Raw genomic sequence first — 20,854 nt, forward strand, 5'->3', positions numbered from 1 at the left:
CGCGCGTGGCGCGCGGCCTGATATGACCAACAAGCCGGCCGCGCTGACAAGGAGCGACTGGCGGCAAGGAGAAGCGAACCGTTCGATGTTACGATTCCTGCTCGTGCGCATAGCCTCTGCGATCCCCATTCTCTTCATCCTGAGTGTGGTGACCTTCGCGATCATCCAGGCACCACCCGGCGACTACGCCGATTATATAAGATCCCAGCTGATCAACCAGGGCGGCGCATCCTATGCCCAGGCCGAAGCGCAGGCGCAGCTCTACCGGGTCGAACACGGCCTCGATAAGCCGCTGGTCGTCCAATACGTCAACTGGATCGGCGGGATCGTGACCCGCGGTGATTTCGGCTACAGCATGTTTTACAACAAGCCGGTCGCCGATGTCGTCGGTGAACGCCTGCCGCGGACATTGCTTCTGGCGCTCGTCTGCCATCTCTTTGCCTCGGTGCTCGGCATCGGCTTCGGCATCTGGGCGGCGACGCGCCAGTACAGCTGGATCGACAGCCTGCTTTCGGGGATTTCCTTCCTCGGCATGACGGTGCCGCGCTTCCTGATGGCGCTGATTATCGTCTATCTCCTGGTTTTCCAGCTGAACGTCTCCGAAATCGGCAGCTTCTTCTCGCCGCAATATGGCGGGGCGCCCTGGTCGTGGGCGAAATTTGTCGATCTGGTTCACCATGTCTGGCCGGTCGTGGCGATCGCCACCTTCGGTGGGCTCGCCTATAATATGCGCGTCATGCGCGGCAATCTGCTCGATACGCTGAATGCCCAATATGTCGAGACGGCCAAGGCCAAGGGGCTTTCCGGCGCAGCCGTGGTGATGCGCCATGCGGTGCCGAACGCGCTGCACCCGTTGGTGATGTACCAGGGCGTCGTGTTGCCCTACATGCTGACCGGCGAGATCGAAACCGCGATCATTTTCGCATTGCCGACCGTCGGTCCGGCGATCGTCGGCTCGATGGCGGTCGGCGACGTCTACGTCACCGCCACCTTCATGATGGTGCTGTCGGCGACGCTGATCGTCGGCAACATCATCGCCGACATGCTGCTCGCCCTGCTCGATCCCCGTGTCCGCCAATATGGAGGAGCCTGAGATGCTGGCTTTCGACTCCGCGCCGCCTCCGCCGACGACAGAACTTGCCATCAACAAGCCATCGCGTGGCCATGAAAGCTATATCGCCCTTGTCTGGCGCCGGCTGAGGCGCTCCTGGACCGGCATGGCAGGGCTCGTGCTCGTCGTGCTCCTGATCGTCATGGCGATCTTTGCCGATTTCTTTGCGCCGATGGACCCGAAGGCGACCGATGTCGGCTTCGCGCCGCCGCAGGTAATGAGCTTCCACGACAAGGACGGCAATTTCGTCTTCCAGCCGCGTGTCTATGCGCTCTCCGATTCCGAAGAGCTCGACCCCGTCACATTCCAGCCGATCGTTGGCATCGACTACGACAATCCGCGGCTGCTCGGCTTCTTCGTCAAGGGCGCTGAATACCGGCTTTTCGGCCTGATCCCGGCCAGCCGGCACTTCTTCGGCTCGACCGATGGCCAGCCGGTGCATTTCCTCGGCACCGACAAGTTCGGCCGCGACGTGCTGTCACGCGCCATCATCGGCTCGCGCATTTCGTTGACGATTGCCCTGACGGTGGTCTTCATCGTCACCATCATCGGCACGACCGTCGGAATGGTGTCGGGCTATTTCGGCGGCACATTCGATATCTGGTTGCAGCGTTTCGTCGAACTTGTGCTTGCCTTCCCACAATTGCCGCTCTATCTGGCGCTGACCTCGCTGATCCCGGTGACGGCGCCGACCAACGTCTTCCTTGCCTTCGTCATCGCAGTAATGTCGGCGCTCGGCTGGGCGCAGATGTCGCGCGAGGTGCGCGGCAAGACGCTTGCGCTTGCCCGCATCGATTATGTAAGGGCGGCAATGGCTGTCGGCGCCACCGACACGCGCATCATCATGCAGCACATCTTCCCGAACGTGATGAGCCACGTGATCGTCGCGGTGACGCTGCATATACCGAGCGTCGTGCTGCTGGAATCCTTCCTGGGTTTCCTCGGCTTTGCCGTCAAGCCGCCTCTGATTTCCTGGGGGCTGATGCTGCAGGATACGGCGACCTATTCGGTGATCGGCTCCTATCCCTGGATTCTCTCCCCCGTCGGCTTCGTGCTCGTCACCGTCTTCGCATTCAATGCGCTCGGCGACGGATTGCGCGACGCGGTCGATCCTTATTGAGGTGATGAAGATGGCTCTTGCACTGGTCAATTCCTTCGCCCCGCCCGTCCGCCACGACCATGATGGCCGCTCGGACACGCCAATCATCGACGCCCGCAATGTGGCGGTAAATTTCAAGGTCGAAGACGGTATGGTCGAAGCCGTCAAGGATGTCTCGTTCCAGCTCTATCGCGGCGAGACCATCGCGATCGTCGGCGAATCCGGTTCGGGCAAATCGGTAACGGCACGAACGGTGATGGGATTGTTGTCGAAGCGCGCCGTTGTCTCGGAGAAATCGACGGTCGCCTATGACGGCAGCAACATCCTGAAATTTTCCGAGCGGGCGCGCCGCAAGCTGCGCGGCGACCGCATCTCGATGATCTTCCAGGAGCCGATGAGTTCGCTGAACCCGATCTATACGATTGGCAGCCAGATCGTCGAAGCGATCCGCGTCCATCGCCGGATAAGCAAGAGGGATGCGCAAAAGCGCGCGCTCGAACTGCTCGAACATGTGCAGATCCCCGATCCCGCCGCGCGGCTCATGCAATATCCCCATCAGCTTTCCGGCGGCCAGCGCCAGCGCGTGATGATCGCAATGGCGCTTGCCAACGATCCCGATGTGCTGATTGCCGACGAGCCGACGACGGCGCTCGACGTGACCGTGCAGGCGCAGATCCTGAATCTCATCCGCAACCTGCAGAAGGAACTGGGGATGGCCGTCATCCTCATCACCCACGACCTGACCGTGGTGCGGCAGTTCTCGGATTACGTCTATGTGATGCAGTACGGTGAAGTGCGCGAGCACAACACCACCGAAGCGCTGTTTGCCAATCCGCAGGACACCTATACCAAGCATCTGCTTGCCTCCGAGCCGCGTGGCCAGGCCAATCCGCTGCCGGAGGGATCGGATGTCATCCTCGATGCCAAGGGCGTGCGTGTCTCCTTCATGCTGCGTCACGGTACCTTTCTCAAGCCGGCGATGCGTGAGCTTGTCGCCGTCGACAGCCTCGACCTGACGCTTCGCCGTCACGAGACACTCGGTCTCGTCGGCGAATCCGGCTCCGGCAAGACGACATTCGGCCAGGCGATCCTGCGGTTGAATACGCCCGATAGCGGCGAAATCCTTTTCGACCATCAGCCGATCCACGGCCTCTCCCGGGCCGAGATGCGGCCACTGCGCGCCCGCATGCAGGTGGTGTTCCAGGACCCGTTTTCATCGCTCAACCCGCGCATGACGATCGGCCAGATCATCGAGGAAGGGCTCGTCGTCAACCGGCTGGGCGCGACCAAGGCCGAACGGCAGGACCGGGTGCGCGAGGCGCTGATTGCCGCCGGCATGCCGGGCAACATCCTGTCGCGCTTCCCGCATGAATTTTCCGGCGGCCAGCGCCAGCGCATCGCGATCGCCCGCGCTATCGCGCTGGAGCCGGAATTCATTCTGCTCGACGAGCCGACATCGGCGCTCGACCTTTCTGTCCAGGCGCAGATCATCGAACTCCTGCGCAAGCTGCAGGACGAGCGCGGCCTGAGTTACCTGTTCATTTCCCACGATCTCAAGGTCGTCAGGGCCCTTTGCCATCGCGTCATCGTCATGCAGCATGGCAAGATCGTTGAAGAAGGCCCTGTCAACGAAGTTCTATCCCATCCCAAGACCGCCTACACCGAACGGCTCGTCAAAGCCGCTTTCGAGGTAGCATGATTGCCGAATGCCGGAGGTTATAATGGCAAGAAATCCCAAAATCACTTTCATTGGAGCTGGCTCCACCGTCTTCATGAAGAACATCGTTGGCGATGTGCTTCAGCGTCCGGCTCTGTCGGGCGCGACGATCGCCTTGATGGATCTCAATGCGCAGCGGCTGGAGGAAAGCGCCGTCGTCGTCAACAAGCTGATCTCGACGCTCGGCGTGAAGGCGAAGGCCGAGACTTATTCCGACCAGCGCAAGGCGCTTTCGGGCGCCGATTTCGTCGTCGTCGCCTTCCAGATCGGCGGCTACGAGCCCTGCACGGTCACCGATTTCGAGGTGCCGAAGAAATACGGGCTGCGCCAGACGATCGCCGATACGCTCGGCGTCGGCGGCATCATGCGCGGGCTTCGCACCGTGCCGCACCTCTGGAAGGTCTGCGAGGACATGCTCGCCGTCTGCCCCGAGGCGATCATGCTGCAATATGTCAACCCGATGGCGATCAACACCTGGGCGATATCAGAGAAATATCCGACCATCCGCCAGGTCGGCCTTTGCCATTCGGTCCAGGGCACGGCGATGGAACTGGCCCATGACCTCGACATCCCCTACGAGGAAATCCGCTACCGGGCGGCCGGCATCAACCACATGGCCTTCTATCTCAAGTTCGAGCATCGCCAGGCCGACGGTTCCTACCGAAATCTCTATCCCGACTTGCTGCGCGCCTATCGCGAGGGCAGGGCGCCGAAGCCCGGCTGGAACCCGCGCTGCCCGAACAAGGTGCGCTACGAGATGCTGACGCGGCTCGGCTATTTCGTTACCGAAAGCTCGGAGCATTTCGCCGAATACACGCCCTATTTCATCAAGGAGGGCCGCGACGACCTGATCGAGAAATTCGGCATTCCGCTCGATGAATATCCGAAACGTTGCATCGAGCAGATCGAGCGTTGGAAAGGGCAGGCCGAGGCCTATCGTTCGGCCAATAAGATCGAGGTCAAGCCGTCGAAGGAATATGCGTCCTCGATCATCAATTCGGTCTGGACGGGCGAGCCTTCGGTGATCTACGGCAATGTGCGCAACAATGGCTGTATCACCTCGCTGCCTGCCAATTGCGCCGCCGAGGTGCCCTGCCTTGTCGATGCCTCCGGCATCCAGCCGACGTTCATCGGCGACCTGCCGCCGCAGCTAACGGCGCTGATCCGCACCAATATCAACGTCCAGGAACTGACCGTGCAGGCGCTGATGACGGAAAATCGCGAGCATATCTATCACGCCGCGATGATGGACCCGCATACGGCGGCCGAACTCGACCTCGACCAGATCTGGTCGCTGGTCGACGATCTGCTCGCCACCCACGGCGACTGGCTGCCCGAATGGGCACGCACGACCCGCAAAGTACAGGCCGCCTGACCCCTTCTCCCAGGTGAGGCGTCAAGAAGCCCCGCGGTCGCAACAACCGCGGGGCTTTTTTTGCGACAGGAACGACGGCTCTTGCAATTCTCATAGTGACCCGGATGCTCGCGTCGACATCCTATCGCCATTTCGTTAAACGCAACTGCCATAGCGATGATTGCGCCGCGAGGCCCAGTCGTCGATGCCAATCACCCAGGGCGGAATCGACGGCGGCAATCCTTGCCTGCGTAGGACGCGGAGCAAGGTGTCGTTGCTGTAGCACCGCGAATATTCGACGCCGAAACAAGCCGAAAAGACTTCCCAATCAATTGCGTGCTGCGTTTCCGCCCGTTATTCCGACGGCTTGGAGAAGCCGCGGTAAAAGCTCGTCGGCTGCAGCAGCGAACTGGCGATGTTGGCGACGATCGGCCCATCCGCCTCGCTTCTTGCCCTCGCTTCCTGCCACTCGCGATCGGCCACGAACTCGGCCCACTTCTGCTCGCGCTCCGCCAGCGACCGCCATTCGAGCAGGTAGGTCAGATCGTTGCTGGAAGAACCGATCATCGTCGTCCAGAAGCCGAGTGAGCGGATGGCGAGTCGGTCCCAGATCGCCAGCGTCGCGGTCTCAAAACGCTGCTGCAGTGCCGGCAGCCTCCCCGGCAGACATGTATAGATGCGCAATTCGTGGATCATCGGATGCTCCTCATGTTAGTCAGGCTAGATCGTGGATATCGTTCAGCGCTGGAAAAAGCGAGGGGCCGCGTATCCGCTTGTCGGACGCTTGTTCTTAATCCTGCGGCAGACTGCGAAATCGGTCACTGTGCCCGATGACTACCGCCATTTCTCCGTGAGAAATCCTGACGATCCTTGGACGGGGACGGTCTGGGCACGATGAAGCATATCGAGCGGACCATCAATTCGTGGATTTTGTCCTTTCGGGAAGGAAACCACTAACGGCGATCCCTCCCACGCATATCCGCTTCCGACGAGGTTCCGACAGCTACCCCGACCCCATCGACAACAACGGTCAGCCCTTTCGGACGACAAGCTCATACCTTGCACTTCGGCGTTGCGGACCTTTCTGCCTGGAAACCGTCCGGCCAGAAAATCAAGGTGAGCCCGCCTGTGAAAACATGGCCTGAAAAGGCGAAGGCGGAACTTCGTCAGTGGTCAGCGAAATGGAAATGACGGGACAGTTCAGTCAAGCGATATTCGATCACCGCTGGACGATCACCCGGGTCCCCGGCTGAACCATATCGTAAAGCTCCTCGACGTCCTCGCGGTACATCCGAAAGCATCCGCTCGATGCATTGGTGCCGATTGAGGAGGGGTCGTTGGTGCCGTGGATGCGCAGCAGTCCGTCGGCAAGGTAGATCGCGCGAGTTCCGAGCGGATTTGCGGGGCCGGGTTTCACGACGGCCGGAAGCCGTGGGTTCTTCTGCCGCATGCTGGCCGTGGGTCGCCATTCGGGATGCAATCGCTTCGACACCACCCGCGTTGTTCCGTACCATTGCTTGCCTTCGCGGCCGACTGCGATGGGGTAGGCGAACTGCTCGCCTTGTGCGGTCGTGTAAATCAGAGTGTGCTCACGCGTGGCGATGACGACGGTTCCCCTTCTAATTCGCGACGATGGCTCCCGACGTTCTTGCAAAGGTTCCCGATAGCCAGGTTCTGGCTCGTAGTAGGGAGGAGGGGGATACGGGCTGTAGGGATCATCATAGTCGTAGCCCCCATATTCGTCGTATCCATCATACGGGTCATAAACTTGGGCCTGGGCATGAATGGGCGTCAGCAAAAGGGCCGCAACAAGGAGAGCCATCAATCTCATTTTACGCAATCCGTCTGTTATACAGCCTGATTGGGCGGAATTGTGTGGCGGTACTATGGCGGGTTCAGCCTGGATTCCACGGTGATCTCTCGTCGCTCCCATCAACAGCTGAGTTCCTCTCTGCTTCAAGAAAGCGGAATGGTGACCAAGCGATATAGGGGAGGCGATTCGCGGGCTAGACCGGGAGGTAGACCTTTACCAAATTTCAAAATGCATCGCGGCCTAAGTTCACCGGTCGAACCCGATGGTCATATGCAGCGCGTCGTCAGCTTCCTCCCGATGGCGCGCTGCCATTCCTCCTCTGATCAAAACCGGACTACCATGCCAACGACTGTCATTAGAAAGATGACGAGGGAACTACTCCGATAGTTGGGATAGGTGGTTCCTGTTCCAACATTTTGTTTTGTTGCTCGTCAGCGGGGCTAAGTGCCTCGCGCACTTCATCGTCTTCCCAACCCGCCTCGATGGCGGAAGCCACAAGCGTCTCGATTTTCTCGGTTTCCGACGCATGCGAAGTCTCATCGAGGCGGCGTCTGGCGGTCTCCAGGCACTGACGGAGGTTCGAAGCGCGACTGGGGTCGTAACGGTCGTAGCTTGGTGATGCGACGTATGTCATTGGAAGCTCCCTGCTGATCGAGAGGAACACTTGAACAGAAATCCGGTTCCACACACGCATCTGCGGTAAGCGCCGCCGTTTGCCGCCGGCGCTTACGTCACGTATTGGCGGTGATCCGCCTGCATCCGCGTTCATCAAGCGTCATGCTGGCGAATGGCCGGTGGCTGTGCCGCAGATGGACCATATGCTCTGACCACGGCAGTCTGTCGGTCTCGAAACTTTCGATCTCGCAAGTCGGTTCGTACCGTTATGGAGGAACTGGCCATGTCCAAAAGGAATGATACCCCGGTAAAGGGGGGCGATCTTAAAGAACCCCCGGTCAATCGCCCTCACCGTGAGGAAGTGCCACCGGAGCCTGACGATCAACACCCGGCTCGAGATACAAGGGAGGCACCGGTGCCCAACCCAAACGGCGAGCCTGTCGACAAACCTTAGCAACTGCCAGACCGTCGTGAACCGACTTTTGGATCGGGTTCGCTGTTGACTGGAACAAGGAAGATCCAAACGTCTCGCGATGACATCATCTTTGATTCATCGAGCGCCGGCCATCCTAGCGTCGCAATCAAACTATTCCTCGGCGTCGGAATAGTTTTCGTATTGCAGCTTCTTAAGCTGTGCGTCCAGCCTAAGAGCCCGGCCGGGGCGTCGTCGACCTGCTTCTTTCCTGTCTCCTCGATCGCCTCTTGGGCCGTCTTGTCCATGCTTACGCATTCATGCCTCGGTAAGAGGAAATCCGCAGCGCTCTCGATGGTTCCGGCCATCGACCCTGGCGGCAGCATAAGACCATCACCGTATATATAAGCCTGGTCACGAGCTCGCAAACCGCCGGCGCATGTGCTTGACGCACGGTGGTAGGCTTTATTGCTTCGGGAACTGCCCACGATTTGCTCACTATTGTTAGCTTGGTCTTGCCGACTGACTGGGCGCATCTTATGGCCGCCTGGTCGCCACTGGACACCTAAATCTCAGCGCGCGCGGCGGCTATGCCTGTCTTGTTCGAGGACCGCCTGGTACGAATCTTGCGCGCGGGCGTCACCAATGATGGTGGTGCATCGGCGAGTGCCTCTCGGGCAGCCGAGGTCAGGGTTGTGGCAACGAAGTCCGCCTCCCCAAGCGCGGGCGGCTGCCTTTCCTTCTGGTTTTCCACCCAAAGGACCGCGCCGACGCGAATGGCTGGGTATACGCGCTTGAACCGACGAACAAGTATGGTGGCGTGCCTTGCCGAGTCCTCGTTGAGGAAGCAAACTACGATGGCGTTCGATTGTTTCGGAACGAGGCTCATGGCGCGGCGATTGGGGATGTCAGAATGCCTCGCTGCGACCACCTCGGCTCCCTGTACCTGAAGAATCTGGGCCAGCATCGCAGCCGACGCATCGTCGAGCGGGCCTCTGCCTCCGACACAAAAGACGGTCTTGCCCCGTCCGTCAGGTAATTCGCTTTCATCCCCATTCCCTTCCTTGAGGGGGGTGCTGGGCCGACCTGCCGCTTCCGTCTCCTTCGGTTCCTCTTCCTCTTCCTCTTCCTGCTCTTCTTCCTCCGCGATTTCCGCAAGGTTCGAGACCAGTGTGATGGCGGTCCCAAACACCTGTTCCATCTGCTCCGGGGTCAAGACGCCTCGACGCCTATCCTTCTCCGCGAGTAGCAGGGCGGGAATGGCAACCTTGCCATAGTAATCCTCCAGATAATCCTCCTCGAGGAATTCCTCAGCGTAGTCGGTCGCCTCATCGGGATCGCCGGCAAGAAGCCGCTGGTACAGCCGCTCCTTGGGATCGAGCACCGGGTCACTACCAAAAACGACTTCAAGGAACTCGAATTGCGGGACATACCGGCCCAACACTGCAAGACACACGGTCAGCGGCGTGGACAGCACAAGACCGACTGGTCCCCACAGCCATGCCCAAAAAATCGCCGCGACGATGATTGCCAGCGGAGAGAGGCCGGTACGAGAACCATAGAGCCAGGGCTCGATGACGTTGTTGCTGGTCAATTCCAGCACGAGAAAGATGGCCCCCACCCAGAGAACAAGGCTCCAGCCAGGGTCAACTGCAAAGGCCAGGAACAGCGGCAGAACCGTCGCGATTACAGGCCCGATATAAGGGACAAATCGAAGGACGATGGCTAGCATCCCCCAAAGCGCTGGATTTGGAATGCCAACCGCCCATAGTCCGAGCGCCAATGGGACGCCATAGGCGCAGTTCACCACCAGCTGCATAAGAAGATACCGCGCGACGCGGCTACCTGCCTCCTGGATGGCTTCTGTTGTGCGATGCAGATCGCCATAGCCAACGAGCCGAATAAAGCGATCGCGAAGCTCTTCCCGCTCTAAAAGCATGAATATTACGACGACGATGATCAAGCCCAATGAGGCGATGGGGCCGAGCAGAGGACCAATCAGGCTAGTAAGCGTTTCAATTGGTCTACTCGGCGCGAATATCTCAACGAGCACAGGCTCCCTTAGTCTTGATGCGGTACCGGGAGCAACTGGGCGCTCATCGGCGTTGCTGAGCTCACGACCGACGCTCTCAACGACTGATGTCAGGCGCCGTACAATACCGCTATCCGTTCCACTTTCCTGGAGAGACCGAATTTTTGCTATGATGTTGCCTTGGTAGGCCGGAAGGTTCTGGGCGACTTCGGCTACGTGTCCCGCTACGACAAGCCCGAACAGGACGAGGACAAGAAAAGCGATCACGACAGTGACTATGACCGCCGGAATACGCGGCATGCCAAGCTTTCGAAGACGAGAGGAGATGGGAGCCAACGCGAACGTCAACAGCACTGCGATTGCTAGAGGAAGAAGCACTTCCTTGCCGAAATACAGAATGGCAATAACAGCGAGTACACTCGCGAAGGCAGGCATGCGTGAAGGGGAGGATGGCGAGGTCGAATAGACGCGGCGGGGGCCGAGGTCATTTTCCAATTCCGCCTCCGTGATCTTGGCGTCCCTCGAAGACATCGATGTGTCGGTCGTTCTCACCAAGTCTTTTGAAATTAGGGCGCAGATTGGCCTCGGCAATGGTGGTGACGTACCTCCCTCGACGGGCTTTAGGGCATACGGTCCGAAAAACAGCGGCGCCGAGCCGGGGCGGGTCACGGTAGTTCGGGTCGCATAGGAGGACTGCGAAACGAATGAGATCCTCTTTGCAGAGCTACTTGTGCGATCGTGCCTTCCTAAGTCCGGTCAACCGCAAAAAGGCGTGGATCCCACCGCCCGCCAGTCGGAACAATCGACTGAAAAGTACGTTTGGCGCGTATGAAGCATCCTTGTGCAAACGTCCCCCGCGTCGGCGAACTTCTGCAAGTCCACGATCATAAAATCCATTTGTTGAGAAGAAGTCGGGCGAACCGCCCAGAGGTCGTTTTCTTACACGGCTGCGGAAGCCTTGCCGAGGAGGTTGTCGCTCCTTTCGAAGTCCACGAGAACATCGGGATCATTGCACCTGATCGCCCAGGCTACGGCTTCAGTTCTCCACTACCTTCCGGAAGTCAGGGACCTCTCGGGCAGTCCTTCTGGCTCGAAACCTTCCTTGAGCATATAGGAGGCGGGCCGCGCGTGCTGGTCGGCCACTCTATCGGTTGCGCACCGCCACTTCTTCTCGCGCAGCGCAGGCCGGACCTCGTTAGGGCTATGTTGCTGATCGCACCTTGCTGCAGGCCAGTTCCTTTCAAGCCTTTCGTGCTGTTGCGTACGGCGATGATGCCGATGATCGGATCCGCCGTCCGCCGCCAGATGACCACTCGCTGGCCGGAGGTGATTTTCCGCTCCGCGCTGCGAACCTCGGCCGCCCCAAATCCCGTACCGGAATACTTGGCAGCCTTGCCCGCGCGCCACATCTTGTCGTCGCGCACAATCGAGACCATGGCCGCGGAACTGTCCGCCTTCAACGCCGACATGGCCGCATTCGGGCGCCTCTCGTCCGACCTGCCTATAACCGTTGTCTTCGGCGACCGGGACGGGGTCATCGACTATCGGTGGCACTCGGCGTGGATCCAACGGAACCACGACCAGGCGGTCTTCAAAACGCTCAGGGGCGTGGGCCATTTGCCGCATCATGTCCGGACTGAGGTGTGTGTGGAACTGCTGGAGCTGCTCGTCGACACCATGTCCATCGTGGAGAATAAGAGGACACTGGTGGCATGAGGATGAGCTGCTTTCTCCAAGTCCCACAGGCGCATCGATCTATCTGCGCCGCATCGATCATCTGACAGATGGAAAGCCGCTTCGATGTGGTCATCCAGACCTACGAGCGGAACTATGTGCCCGGCGCGAGATCAGGTGCTGCTCGTTGTCGAAGGTGGATGATGTGAGCTTTTGGAAGGCTATACGAACAGATAGCATGGCTGATTCCAACGCATCTCTTCATTAGCGCGTACAAAAATGCTCTACTGTGAGCGCCTTCTTAAAGGCAACGAGCGGCCTGACTCTCTGTGGTGTAAGAGTTCCCTTACCACCCGCTGAATGCGAGACCTGTGCCGAGCTGCCGACTGACGTCACGAGCCTCGCGGATGTCCAAGAGCCGCCAGGCAGTCATGTCTGAAAGATCGCTCACAATTGACCAAAGTCGTTACCACATGGAGGCCGTTCACGATGGCATCGCAAAGATATAGCCGTTGCAAGAACCTCAATATTTACTGGACGGTGTTCGATAAAGTCAGCGGACAGGCGGCCATCATCGATGGGTTTGTCATGGACATGCTCACCGCCGAGGAGGCCGACAACTTGGTCAATCTACTAAATCGTGGCAACCAAGTGAGCCTCTGGTGTTTTGTCGAACAGTTTTAAAAGCAACCGGCCATCCGCGCAAGCTCGGGGCTGTTTGGAGGCTTGGCTCTGGGCCGTTTCGGAATAAGCTCTTGTCTTCCACGCCTCTGGGAACGCGAACACGCTCGTCGTCGGGAAACGGATTGGATTGCCAGATTGACCCGACTGAAGCTTGTTGTGCCATTTCCTTGAGGTCGAATTGAACATGCTGGCGGGCATGCGTTGTTTCGATCACCCCGTGACCGAGCAGCACTGGGATCTACAAGCTCCGCGTAAAGGCCTGAGTCGCACAGCCCGTTGAATTCCACGAATTTCTTAAGCTCAGGGAACTAGACGTCGTCTCGGCGATCGTCAAAGAGTGCGTCGGGCAGCGTTGGGCAGCCATGAGGACGTCTTCTTCCCAAATTCAATTGCTTGAGGACGTTTCCATTGACGCAGACTTCGTTGATCGTGCTGCTGGATATCCCCGTTGGATCAATTCCCTTGGAACTTCGCGTAGACTGCCATTTCATTCGGCCGTTTGGCCGTGCATCGATATGCTTGGGCTTGAATTCGCTCGGCAAAGAATATTGAGCGCGTCTTGCAATCTAAGGGCAGCCAGCGCCCTCGTTGCTTCCTCGGCTGGCCATCCGGCGGCCATTGCCGCCGAAAGCAAGGTGGATTCGGTGTGAAGCTCCAGTCTTTCGTAGAGAGGCTCAAGCGCCTCGCGGGCGGTCACAACGTGCTCGTCCGGGGGCGTGATCGGAGTCGGAGATACCGTCGGCATTCTGCGTCCTTCCCTAACGGCTTTGGAACCTGAAAACTCCCCATGGTTCCAACGTACAGTGAATGGCCAACGAAGCTGTGCAAGGATGAGCAGCTTGGCGAAGCCGGCACTTATGAGCAAACGTTAAAACAAAGTGTTCAGGTTCACCATCATACTTGTGTATGCGGAAATTATACGACCGCAGCAAACAGACGGGCGCTAGGGAGCCATACCAGGCTCGGCCACTCGTTTTCGAGCATGAAGCCCTCGAAAAAGGAGCGCGATATCGGCGTCATGGTCGTCCATTCCAGCCGAGGGTATCTCATCGCGACGCGGATGATGGTCGACTTTCCAGCGGAGACATCACGCGGCTTGCCGACCTCGATCAAGGACTCCTAAACCCCCGTATAAGTCATCCCCTCCTGTTCGCTACCCCGATCCTTCCTCCAGATCAATGGCGGGTCGGGCAGCGTCCTGCTATGGTCAGGGTACATTTCTTCCGCGCAGCCATGTGATCAGGCTCACTGGGGAGTTCATCACGCAGCGGGAGTAGTAACTGCATCAAGAACATTCGGGACGGTGGTTTCACCACACAAAGGTGGCCGGGGAGCCTACGGGTCGCACCGTTTGCCTCTTCGTTCTTTCGCGTTCCTTCCAAGGATTGACGCCATGACACATGAACTCAACCGAATCGAAATCGATCTGGTCCCGTTGACCTTGTTTCCCAGCGCATATGGGAAAGCTTGGCACTGGGCTCCGGGCTCTCCGCTCCACATGCCGCCAGATGGTTCATCATGGCCGAATACGGCCTTTGGGGCTCATTTGATGATGTTTTCCGTCATGCCATGCGAAACAATCACGCCTCCCTGGGGACAAGCTTTGCGCGCCGGGAGATCTGCTTTTACCCTGTTTGTGACCGGGACGCGGTTCGGTCTCTTGTGCTACTCGTTCGGGCTTTTCCGTCTTGTGGAGGACTTCGAGGATCTTTGCCCTTCAGTGAGTTCCGTGACCATGCATTAATCCAAACGATCTGCGTCTTCGATAGGGTTTCTTGGTCCGCACCTGGATCATCGAACTTGGGGCGAAGCACCGTTTAGCTGGTGCGGACATGGTAGTGCTGCTCATCGCGTCCAGCTTCCCGTGGCACGATTTCGCACCGTGCGATGCGCTTGTTGCTTTCGCCACCGCTGCCTCCATCGACCGCTGAACGCGTCATGTGTGAAGCAGTTTCAGCGGCATCTCGGTCGTCTCGCCATGGAGAAGAGAGGCCCGCCGACGCTTCCACACTTCGCCGAGAGCAGCTCTGCGAAAGCTTCAGACAGTTGTTGGCCTTATTTTCCCAGCATTGTGATTTGGTCGGCATTCGCTGCGTGGATTTCGTCTCGTTCTAGAGGCAGGGTGAACAGAAACACTGCCCCACGAGGCTCATTAGCATTGGCCCACATCCGGCCCCCGTGAGCCTCGATGATCGAACGGGAGATCGCCAGGCCCATACCCATGCCGCTGGATTTGGTCGTGTAGAAGGCCTCGAAAATGCGGTCCATGCTTTGCGGGTCCAGGCCTGGACCCGAGTCGCGCACCGTGACGACTACGCCCCCCGAGCCTGTCCCGGTGCTGATCAGCAAATCGCGCTCTTCCTCATTAACGCCGTTCATCGCCTCGATGGCGTTCATGATGAGGTTTAGGATCACCTGTTGCAACTGGACACGATCCCCTTCCACCGACGGGAGGCTCCTCGCGAATTGGGTCCGCAGCGTGACGCCTTGCCGGAGCGCTTCACCGCCGGTCAGGGCAATCACGTGACGAATGGCCTCGTTGAGGTCGAATTGCCCCTTGCGAGGGGGTTCCTTCTTGACCAAGGCACGGATCCGGCCAATGACATCGCCGGCTCGATTGGCGTTCTCGACAATCCGGCCGAGCGCCTGAGTCACCTCCTCCAGATTCGGCGGACGGTTACCGAGCCAGCGCAAGGCCGCCTGGGCGTTAGTGAGCGACGCGGCGAGCGGCTGATTGACTTCATGGGCGATCGAGGCTGTGAGCTGCCCCATCGTGGCGACGCGGTTTGCGTGGGCAAGTTGCCCCAGCGCTTCGCGCAAGGCCTCCTCGCTCTCCCGTAACGCCTCTTCGGCCTGATGGCGCTCCGTCAAATCGAGGACGAAAGAAACACCTTCGTTCCTGCTTTCTTCTAGGAGAGCACCGCCCATCAGCACGGGCAGACGGCTGCCATCTTTCCGAAAATACTCCTTCTCGAAGGGTTGGACCGACCCGATCACCTTCAACTCCGCGACGGTCCGTTCATCGCGGTCGCGCCATTCGGGCGGTGTCAGGTCCGTCCAGCAAAGCCGGCCCGAGGCAAGATCCTCTCGGTCGTATCCCACCATGCGGAGGAACGCGTCGTTGGCCTCAAGAATGCGACCTTCAATATTCCAGATGACGATCCCGATGATGTTGGCCTTGACGAGGCGACGGATCTTGGCTTCGCGTTCAGCGAGATCGCGGTACAACCGGGTATTCTCCAGTGAGATAGCTGCCTGAGATGCGAGCAGCTTCAGCACGACGATCCGGGCCGGCGCGAAGACCCGGGGGGCGAGGTTGTTCTCAAGATAGAGTACCCCCGCGAGTTGGCCCTGATTGAGCAACGGAACACAGAGAATGGAACGAGCCCGGTGGCGACAAATGTAGGGGTCCTTGGAAAATGGATTGTGAGCCATGGCGTCGTCGAGAACAACGCTTTCGTTTGTGCGCAAGACATAAAGAAGGAGCGATTGCGGCAGGGTTGTCCCTGTCACGATCTCGTCACGCATCCGCACCACGACCGTTTCGCCACCCGTCGTGGCCTCCGCCGTGATCCGTGACTCACCCCCACGCGGCAGGATCAATAGGCCGCGCTCGGCGCCCGCCTGCTCAACGGCGGTGCGCAAGACCGTGTCGATCAGCTTTTGAAGAACAATCTCTCCCGACACGGCCTGCGAGATTTTGATAACGGTAGCGAGATCAAGTTGTTCGACCGGTGCACCAATGGTGCTCGTTGGAGCGGGAGCACGTTCTTCCCCTCTCAGGTCGGGATAGAGTTGGTCGAGTTGTCGCACCTTGCCGTCGGCACCCCAGCGCAGATAGCAGCCACGCGCGTTGCGGAGATAAAGACGAGCGAAGTCCTCGAAGCCTCCCCGTGCATAAAAGCGGGCGGCGAGTTCATATGCGAGGGCTTCATGATGAACGAAGCCGTTTGCGCGCGCCGAGCGGATCGCTTGTTCGTAAAGGCGCGCCGCGTCGATTTCGCGGCCTTCAAGGCGTGCTATCTCGGCGCCGACGAGCGCTGCTCGGTTCTCGAAGTTCTCCGGGCAATTCTTCGCATAGATTTCAAGCTGTCGGTGGTGGGCGACCAGAGCCTCCGTATGCCGCGCCCGTTGGTCGGCCGTGGTGGAGTCGCAGCATGCGGCGCGGGCCAAGGCGCCGTAGAAATGATGCTCCGGCGTTTCCTCGAAATGCGCCACCGAAGTCCACGGCAGTCTCTGCGCCCGCAACGAGGCATCCACGGCCGCCTCATGGTCGCCCGCGAAGAAACGCGCCTGCAGTTTTCTGACAAAGTAACAGGTTTCCGCGAGATTCGGATTTTCGGAAAACCGGCGCTCGATCTCAACTTCGTCAAATCCGTCGTCATCAAAGGAGCCGAATTTCCCGGTCAACCCCCGCAGTGTCCGGACGAGTCCGAGCTGCGCGCTGGCGAGGTCCACAACGAACTGGAACCGCACCTCCCGCGCGAACGCGAGGCCAATCTCCGCTTGGCGTTGCACTTCGATAAGCGGATCGCCAGCCGCCAGCAGATTCGAGTTCAAGCTGACATGGCTGTATCCGGCAAACGTGAGGTCGCCGCTCTGGTTGGCGATGTCAAGCGCTCGCTGCAAGATGTCGCGGCCGATTCGGACATGTCTCGTCCACGGTATGACGTGTGCCCCGAAGTCTTTGTAAGTCCTGGCCTGAAAGCGATTCAGGTCGTGCGTTTCGACCAGACGGCAGCCTAGCTGACCAAACCGGAATCCGGCCTCATAGTCGCCGAAGCGCGGTCCGGCAATATAGCCAAGCGACACATAATGGTAGCAGGAGCCGTCACTGTTGCCTCGCTCGAGGCTCAGGTTCACAGCTAGGCAGATTGCCATGCATGCCAGATTCGCATCCGTGTGCCATACCGCCCCAACGAGCCGCGTGAGAATATCCAGTGTCGCGGAGGACGCCGGATCGCTCATCAGCGGCAGGTCAATGAGCTCCTCGATCGCGTGGCTCCCGAGCCCCGACCATATCCGGTCGTATTCTCTTTGCACCTCCTCGTCGGCCGGATGCGGCGACCAGTCGACGCCGAGATGCTGCCTCAGATAGTCGAGACCGACCGCGGCGGAGCGACTGGTCTGACCGAGCGCGGCATAGAGATCGATGCGCAGGCAGGCGACGGCAGCCTGGTCGTCGGAGCAGAGAGCACGAGTGGAAAGCCGTGCCAACCGCTCCTCCGCGTCCGGCAGCGCGCCCAGGTGGAACTCGCATTCGGCTCGGTTCAGCTCAAGCGCGAAGATCAGCTGGCGCTGGCGCTCCCACGCGTCATCCGGCAGCAGCGTCGTGCCGGCGACAAAGTAGTTGAGCGCCGAGGCGTATGCCGTCGACGCCTCGGCGCGCTTGCCAGCCAGCAGATTGAACTCGGCCAGTTGCTCGCGCTCGTCGGTCGACGTGATCAGCGCGGCTCCCCGATTGAGCTGGCTGACAATCTCGAAGACATAATCGTCAACCAACTCCGGCGCGGTGTTCGCCGCAAGCAGTCTCCCTATGCGAAGGTGCAACTCGCCGCGTCGCTCCTTCGGGATCAGCGAATAGGCCGCTTCCTGAACGCGATCGTGGACGAACCGGTAGGCGTCTGGCAGCCGCTCGAGCAGCTCATGAGCGACGGCGGGCAATAAGGCCCCGGCGACTTGTTCCTCCGGGATCCCGAGGACGAGTGAAAGCATCGTGGTATCAGCGATGTTTCCAAGACAGGCGAACTGCTGCAACGCCTCCCGCGTTTCGAGCGGCTGGCGCGCGAGCTTGCCGATCATGAGGTGCACGACGTTGTCGGTGTATCCCTTGGCGTGAATGCGACCGAGATCCCAGGACCAGCATGCCGCGTCATGATCGAAGGTGAGCATTCCTTCCTCGGCGAGCGAAAATAGAAACTGACGGACGAAGAACGGATTGCCGCCAGTCTTGTCGTGCATCATTTGTGCGAGCGGGGCCGCACGATCGGGCTGACAGTGGAGCGCATCCGCGATCAACTGCCGCAGATGACCCTTTGTAAGCGGCGCAAGCGTGATCTCCGCGACCTTGCCGCCGGCGCTTTTGATTGCGCGAAGCGTCCGCATCAGCGGATGGGCGGCGCTTACTTCGTTGTCGCGATAGGCACCAACCAGCATCAGGTGTCGCAGATCCGACCGCGTCAGGAGGTCTTCCAGCAGATCGAGTGTCGCCGTGTCAAGCCACTGCAGGTCATCCAGGAACAGTGCCAGCGGATGCTCGGGCTGGGCGAAGACACCAATAAAACGGCGGAATACCAGCTCGAACCGCCGTTGCGCGTCCGGTGCCGGAAGTTCAGCCACCGGCGGCTGGTCGCCGATGATGAGCTTCAGTTCGGGGACGAGATCGACCATCAACCGTCCGTTCGGCCCCAGCGTCTCTCTCAGGGTCTCGCGCCAGAGTGCCAAATCAGAGTCGCTCTTCGCGAGAAGCCCCCGGATAAGGCTCTGAAAAGCCTGTGCCAGGGTCGCATACGGAATGTCGCGCTTGTACTGATCGAACTTGCCGGACGCAAACAGGCCCCGCGGTGGCACCAAAACTTTGTGGAGTTCATTGACCACCGCCGACTTGCCGATGCCGGAATAGCCAGAGATCAAGGCCAACTCCGGCGCCCCGCTCAACACCACGCGGTCGAAGGCGGTGAGCAAGGTCTCGACCTCGTGGTCCCGCCCATACAGCTTCTCGGGAATCAGCAGGCGGTCCGGGATATCGCGTTCGCCGAGCGGGAATGCGTCGGTCGGGCACCGCATTTCCCATTGGCTGAGACAGCGCCTCAGATCGTGCTCGACGCCCGCGGCCGTCTGGTATCGTTCCTCGGCCGTCTTGGCGAGCAGCTTCATGACGATGGCCGATACCGCCGGTGAAACATCCGCCACCCGCTCGTTGGGCGGTGTCGGTTGCCGTGCGATGTGGCAATGCACCCATTCCATTGGGTCTGAGGCGGAAAAGGGCAGGCTCCCGGTAAGCATTTCGTAAAAGGTCACGCCGAGCGCATAAAGGTCGCTGCGGGAATCGATCGACCGGTTCATGCGCCCGGTCTGTTCGGGGGCCATATAGGCAAGCGTTCCGGCGACCACTTCGGGCGGCTCGAGGGCCTGCCGCTCGCGGGAGAGGCGCGAGGCGATCCCGAAGCCGGTTAGCCGCACCTCGGCGCCCGTGCTCGTTACCAGGATATTGGCCGGTTTGATGTCCTTATGGACGAGACCGCGCTGGTGGACCTTCCCCAGCGCCGCGGCGATGCCGATCGCGAGGCGCAAGAAAAGTCCCGTTTCCATCGCCATTCCGAGCTGCCGGGCGAGCGGCTCGCCGCCCGGATCTTCAAGCACCAGCATCGTCTGGCCGCCTTCGCGCACCAACTCAAGCGGTCGCACCGCCCATGCACAATCAAGCTCGTCCTTCAACCCATATTCATGGTCGAGGCGGCCGAGGCTCGAAGGTGTCGGGTACTCGAGGGCCGAAAGCACGATCAGTACCGGGGTCCACTTGCCGTCGGCACCTAGGCGCCGTTCCCGGTGGAACACGCGATCACCGTCCTCCCAAAGAACCTCCAAACTCATCTCCACCAACGCCGAAGAAAGAGGATGTGCCTGCTTGCCGACTTCGGCATTTCGCCTGTCGCATCTGGCACGCCACTTTCGTTTCGGAGATCCGTCCCGTCAAATTGGCCAAAGCGAGCACATATGACGAGCCGCGACCACCTGGACCTTCTTACCACATCTCGCCTGTTCGTCCCAACAACGAGCGGCCACCCACCCGTTCGATGCGTGGTCCGCCTCTACGAAAGACCGCCCAGCGGCTGCTGGGCGGTCGGGCGGGTCGTGGACCCGCAGAGCTTCGGATGGAGGGAGCGCCGAAGCTTAGTGGGTAGCAACGGGGGGATTCGCTACCTGTCTCCGGAGGCAACGGATAGAGTCTAGCGACGGAAGGGACGACGGGAAATTATACTGTGGTTTCGCCTTCGCGATACTTTGGAATACCGGCACCGATCCCCATCAGCGAACTTCTGCTCAGCGAGTCATGTCGGCGAAGTCATCCTGGTCCTCGACAATGACTGCGGTGATGGTCCGAGCTAATCCTCTCCGCAGATCGTCGTGCCGTCGGTTGCGATTCGTTGTCGGTGTTGGAGTCGAAAGTGTCTTGCCGGGCTGAGGCGAAAAAGAAGCCTCCCATGGGGTGGGAGGCCAAGGCGGGCCGATCGGTGGCGATCCGGCCTGGGAGGATGGGAGGAAAGGAACGCGCACAATAGAGCAGGGGCTCCCCCCTGGGCTATTGGCCATCAGGAAGAATCGATAACCAATTAGTTGGGT

The 20,854-nt window shown here is 59.7% G+C and carries 13 protein-coding genes; 7 read left to right on the forward strand and 6 right to left on the reverse strand.

The window, feature by feature from the left end:
- Positions 1-85 precede the first annotated feature (85 nt).
- Genes AB8B31_RS29850 through AB8B31_RS29865 form a run of 4 tightly spaced genes read left to right on the forward strand, consistent with a single transcriptional unit; the run spans position 86 to position 5,302 of the window.
- Positions 86-1,093: an ABC transporter permease gene (locus AB8B31_RS29850; protein WP_026188757.1), complete on the forward strand. Its 1,008-nt coding sequence runs from the start codon at positions 86-88 to the stop codon at positions 1,091-1,093.
- A 1-nt stretch (position 1,094) separates the two neighbouring features.
- Positions 1,095-2,231, forward strand: a complete 1,137-nt coding sequence (locus AB8B31_RS29855; protein WP_113544414.1) for an ABC transporter permease — start codon at positions 1,095-1,097, stop codon at positions 2,229-2,231.
- 10 nt (positions 2,232-2,241) lie between these two features.
- Complete coding sequence (locus AB8B31_RS29860; RefSeq protein WP_282682644.1) at positions 2,242-3,909, forward strand: ABC transporter ATP-binding protein; 1,668 nt, start codon at positions 2,242-2,244, stop codon at positions 3,907-3,909.
- 22 nt (positions 3,910-3,931) lie between these two features.
- Complete coding sequence (locus AB8B31_RS29865; protein ID WP_439007604.1) at positions 3,932-5,302, forward strand: alpha-glucosidase/alpha-galactosidase; 1,371 nt, start codon at positions 3,932-3,934, stop codon at positions 5,300-5,302.
- A gap of 333 nt (positions 5,303-5,635) precedes the next feature.
- Here the strand turns inward: AB8B31_RS29865 and AB8B31_RS29870 are convergent, their stop codons facing one another.
- From AB8B31_RS29870 to AB8B31_RS29885, 4 genes are all read right to left on the reverse strand, one after another.
- Positions 5,636-5,977: an NIPSNAP family protein gene (locus AB8B31_RS29870; RefSeq protein WP_130719133.1), complete on the reverse strand. Its 342-nt coding sequence runs from the start codon at positions 5,975-5,977 to the stop codon at positions 5,636-5,638.
- Between the two features lie 523 nt (positions 5,978-6,500).
- Positions 6,501-7,112: a L,D-transpeptidase gene (locus AB8B31_RS29875; RefSeq protein ID WP_439007605.1), complete on the reverse strand. Its 612-nt coding sequence runs from the start codon at positions 7,110-7,112 to the stop codon at positions 6,501-6,503.
- 337 nt (positions 7,113-7,449) lie between these two features.
- The gene (locus AB8B31_RS29880) at positions 7,450-7,728 is read right to left on the reverse strand and encodes a hypothetical protein (RefSeq protein ID WP_439007606.1); all 279 of its coding nucleotides are present in this window, start codon (positions 7,726-7,728) and stop codon (positions 7,450-7,452) included.
- Positions 7,729-8,686: 958 nt separating this feature from the next.
- Positions 8,687-10,684 (reverse strand): AI-2E family transporter, encoded by a 1,998-nt coding sequence (locus AB8B31_RS29885; protein WP_439007662.1) that lies wholly within the window; start codon positions 10,682-10,684, stop codon positions 8,687-8,689.
- Positions 10,685-10,981: 297 nt separating this feature from the next.
- Between AB8B31_RS29885 and AB8B31_RS29890 the strand changes: the two genes are divergently transcribed.
- Both AB8B31_RS29890 and AB8B31_RS29895 read left to right on the forward strand, forming a co-directional pair.
- The gene (locus AB8B31_RS29890) at positions 10,982-11,869 is read left to right on the forward strand and encodes an alpha/beta fold hydrolase (protein WP_439007663.1); all 888 of its coding nucleotides are present in this window, start codon (positions 10,982-10,984) and stop codon (positions 11,867-11,869) included.
- 447 nt (positions 11,870-12,316) lie between these two features.
- Positions 12,317-12,511, forward strand: a complete 195-nt coding sequence (locus AB8B31_RS29895) for a hypothetical protein (protein ID WP_331841797.1) — start codon at positions 12,317-12,319, stop codon at positions 12,509-12,511.
- A gap of 487 nt (positions 12,512-12,998) precedes the next feature.
- On the opposite strand, the gene AB8B31_RS29900 is transcribed toward AB8B31_RS29895, so the two are convergent.
- A complete protein-coding gene (locus tag AB8B31_RS29900) occupies positions 12,999-13,256 on the reverse strand; it encodes a hypothetical protein (protein ID WP_112908566.1) in 258 nt (85 codons plus the stop codon).
- Between the two features lie 237 nt (positions 13,257-13,493).
- Between AB8B31_RS29900 and AB8B31_RS29905 the strand changes: the two genes are divergently transcribed.
- Positions 13,494-13,634, forward strand: coding sequence for a hypothetical protein (locus AB8B31_RS29905; protein ID WP_439007607.1), 141 nt, complete (start codon positions 13,494-13,496; stop codon positions 13,632-13,634).
- Between the two features lie 932 nt (positions 13,635-14,566).
- Here AB8B31_RS29905 and AB8B31_RS29910 read toward each other — a convergent pair.
- The gene (locus AB8B31_RS29910) at positions 14,567-20,098 is read right to left on the reverse strand and encodes an AAA family ATPase (protein ID WP_439007608.1); all 5,532 of its coding nucleotides are present in this window, start codon (positions 20,096-20,098) and stop codon (positions 14,567-14,569) included.
- Between the last annotated feature and the right edge of the window lie 756 nt (positions 20,099-20,854).

Origin of the sequence: Rhizobium sp. 62_C5_N11_2, assembly GCF_051811185.1 — a bacterium.
GTDB classification, from domain to species: domain Bacteria; phylum Pseudomonadota; class Alphaproteobacteria; order Rhizobiales; family Rhizobiaceae; genus Rhizobium; species Rhizobium leguminosarum.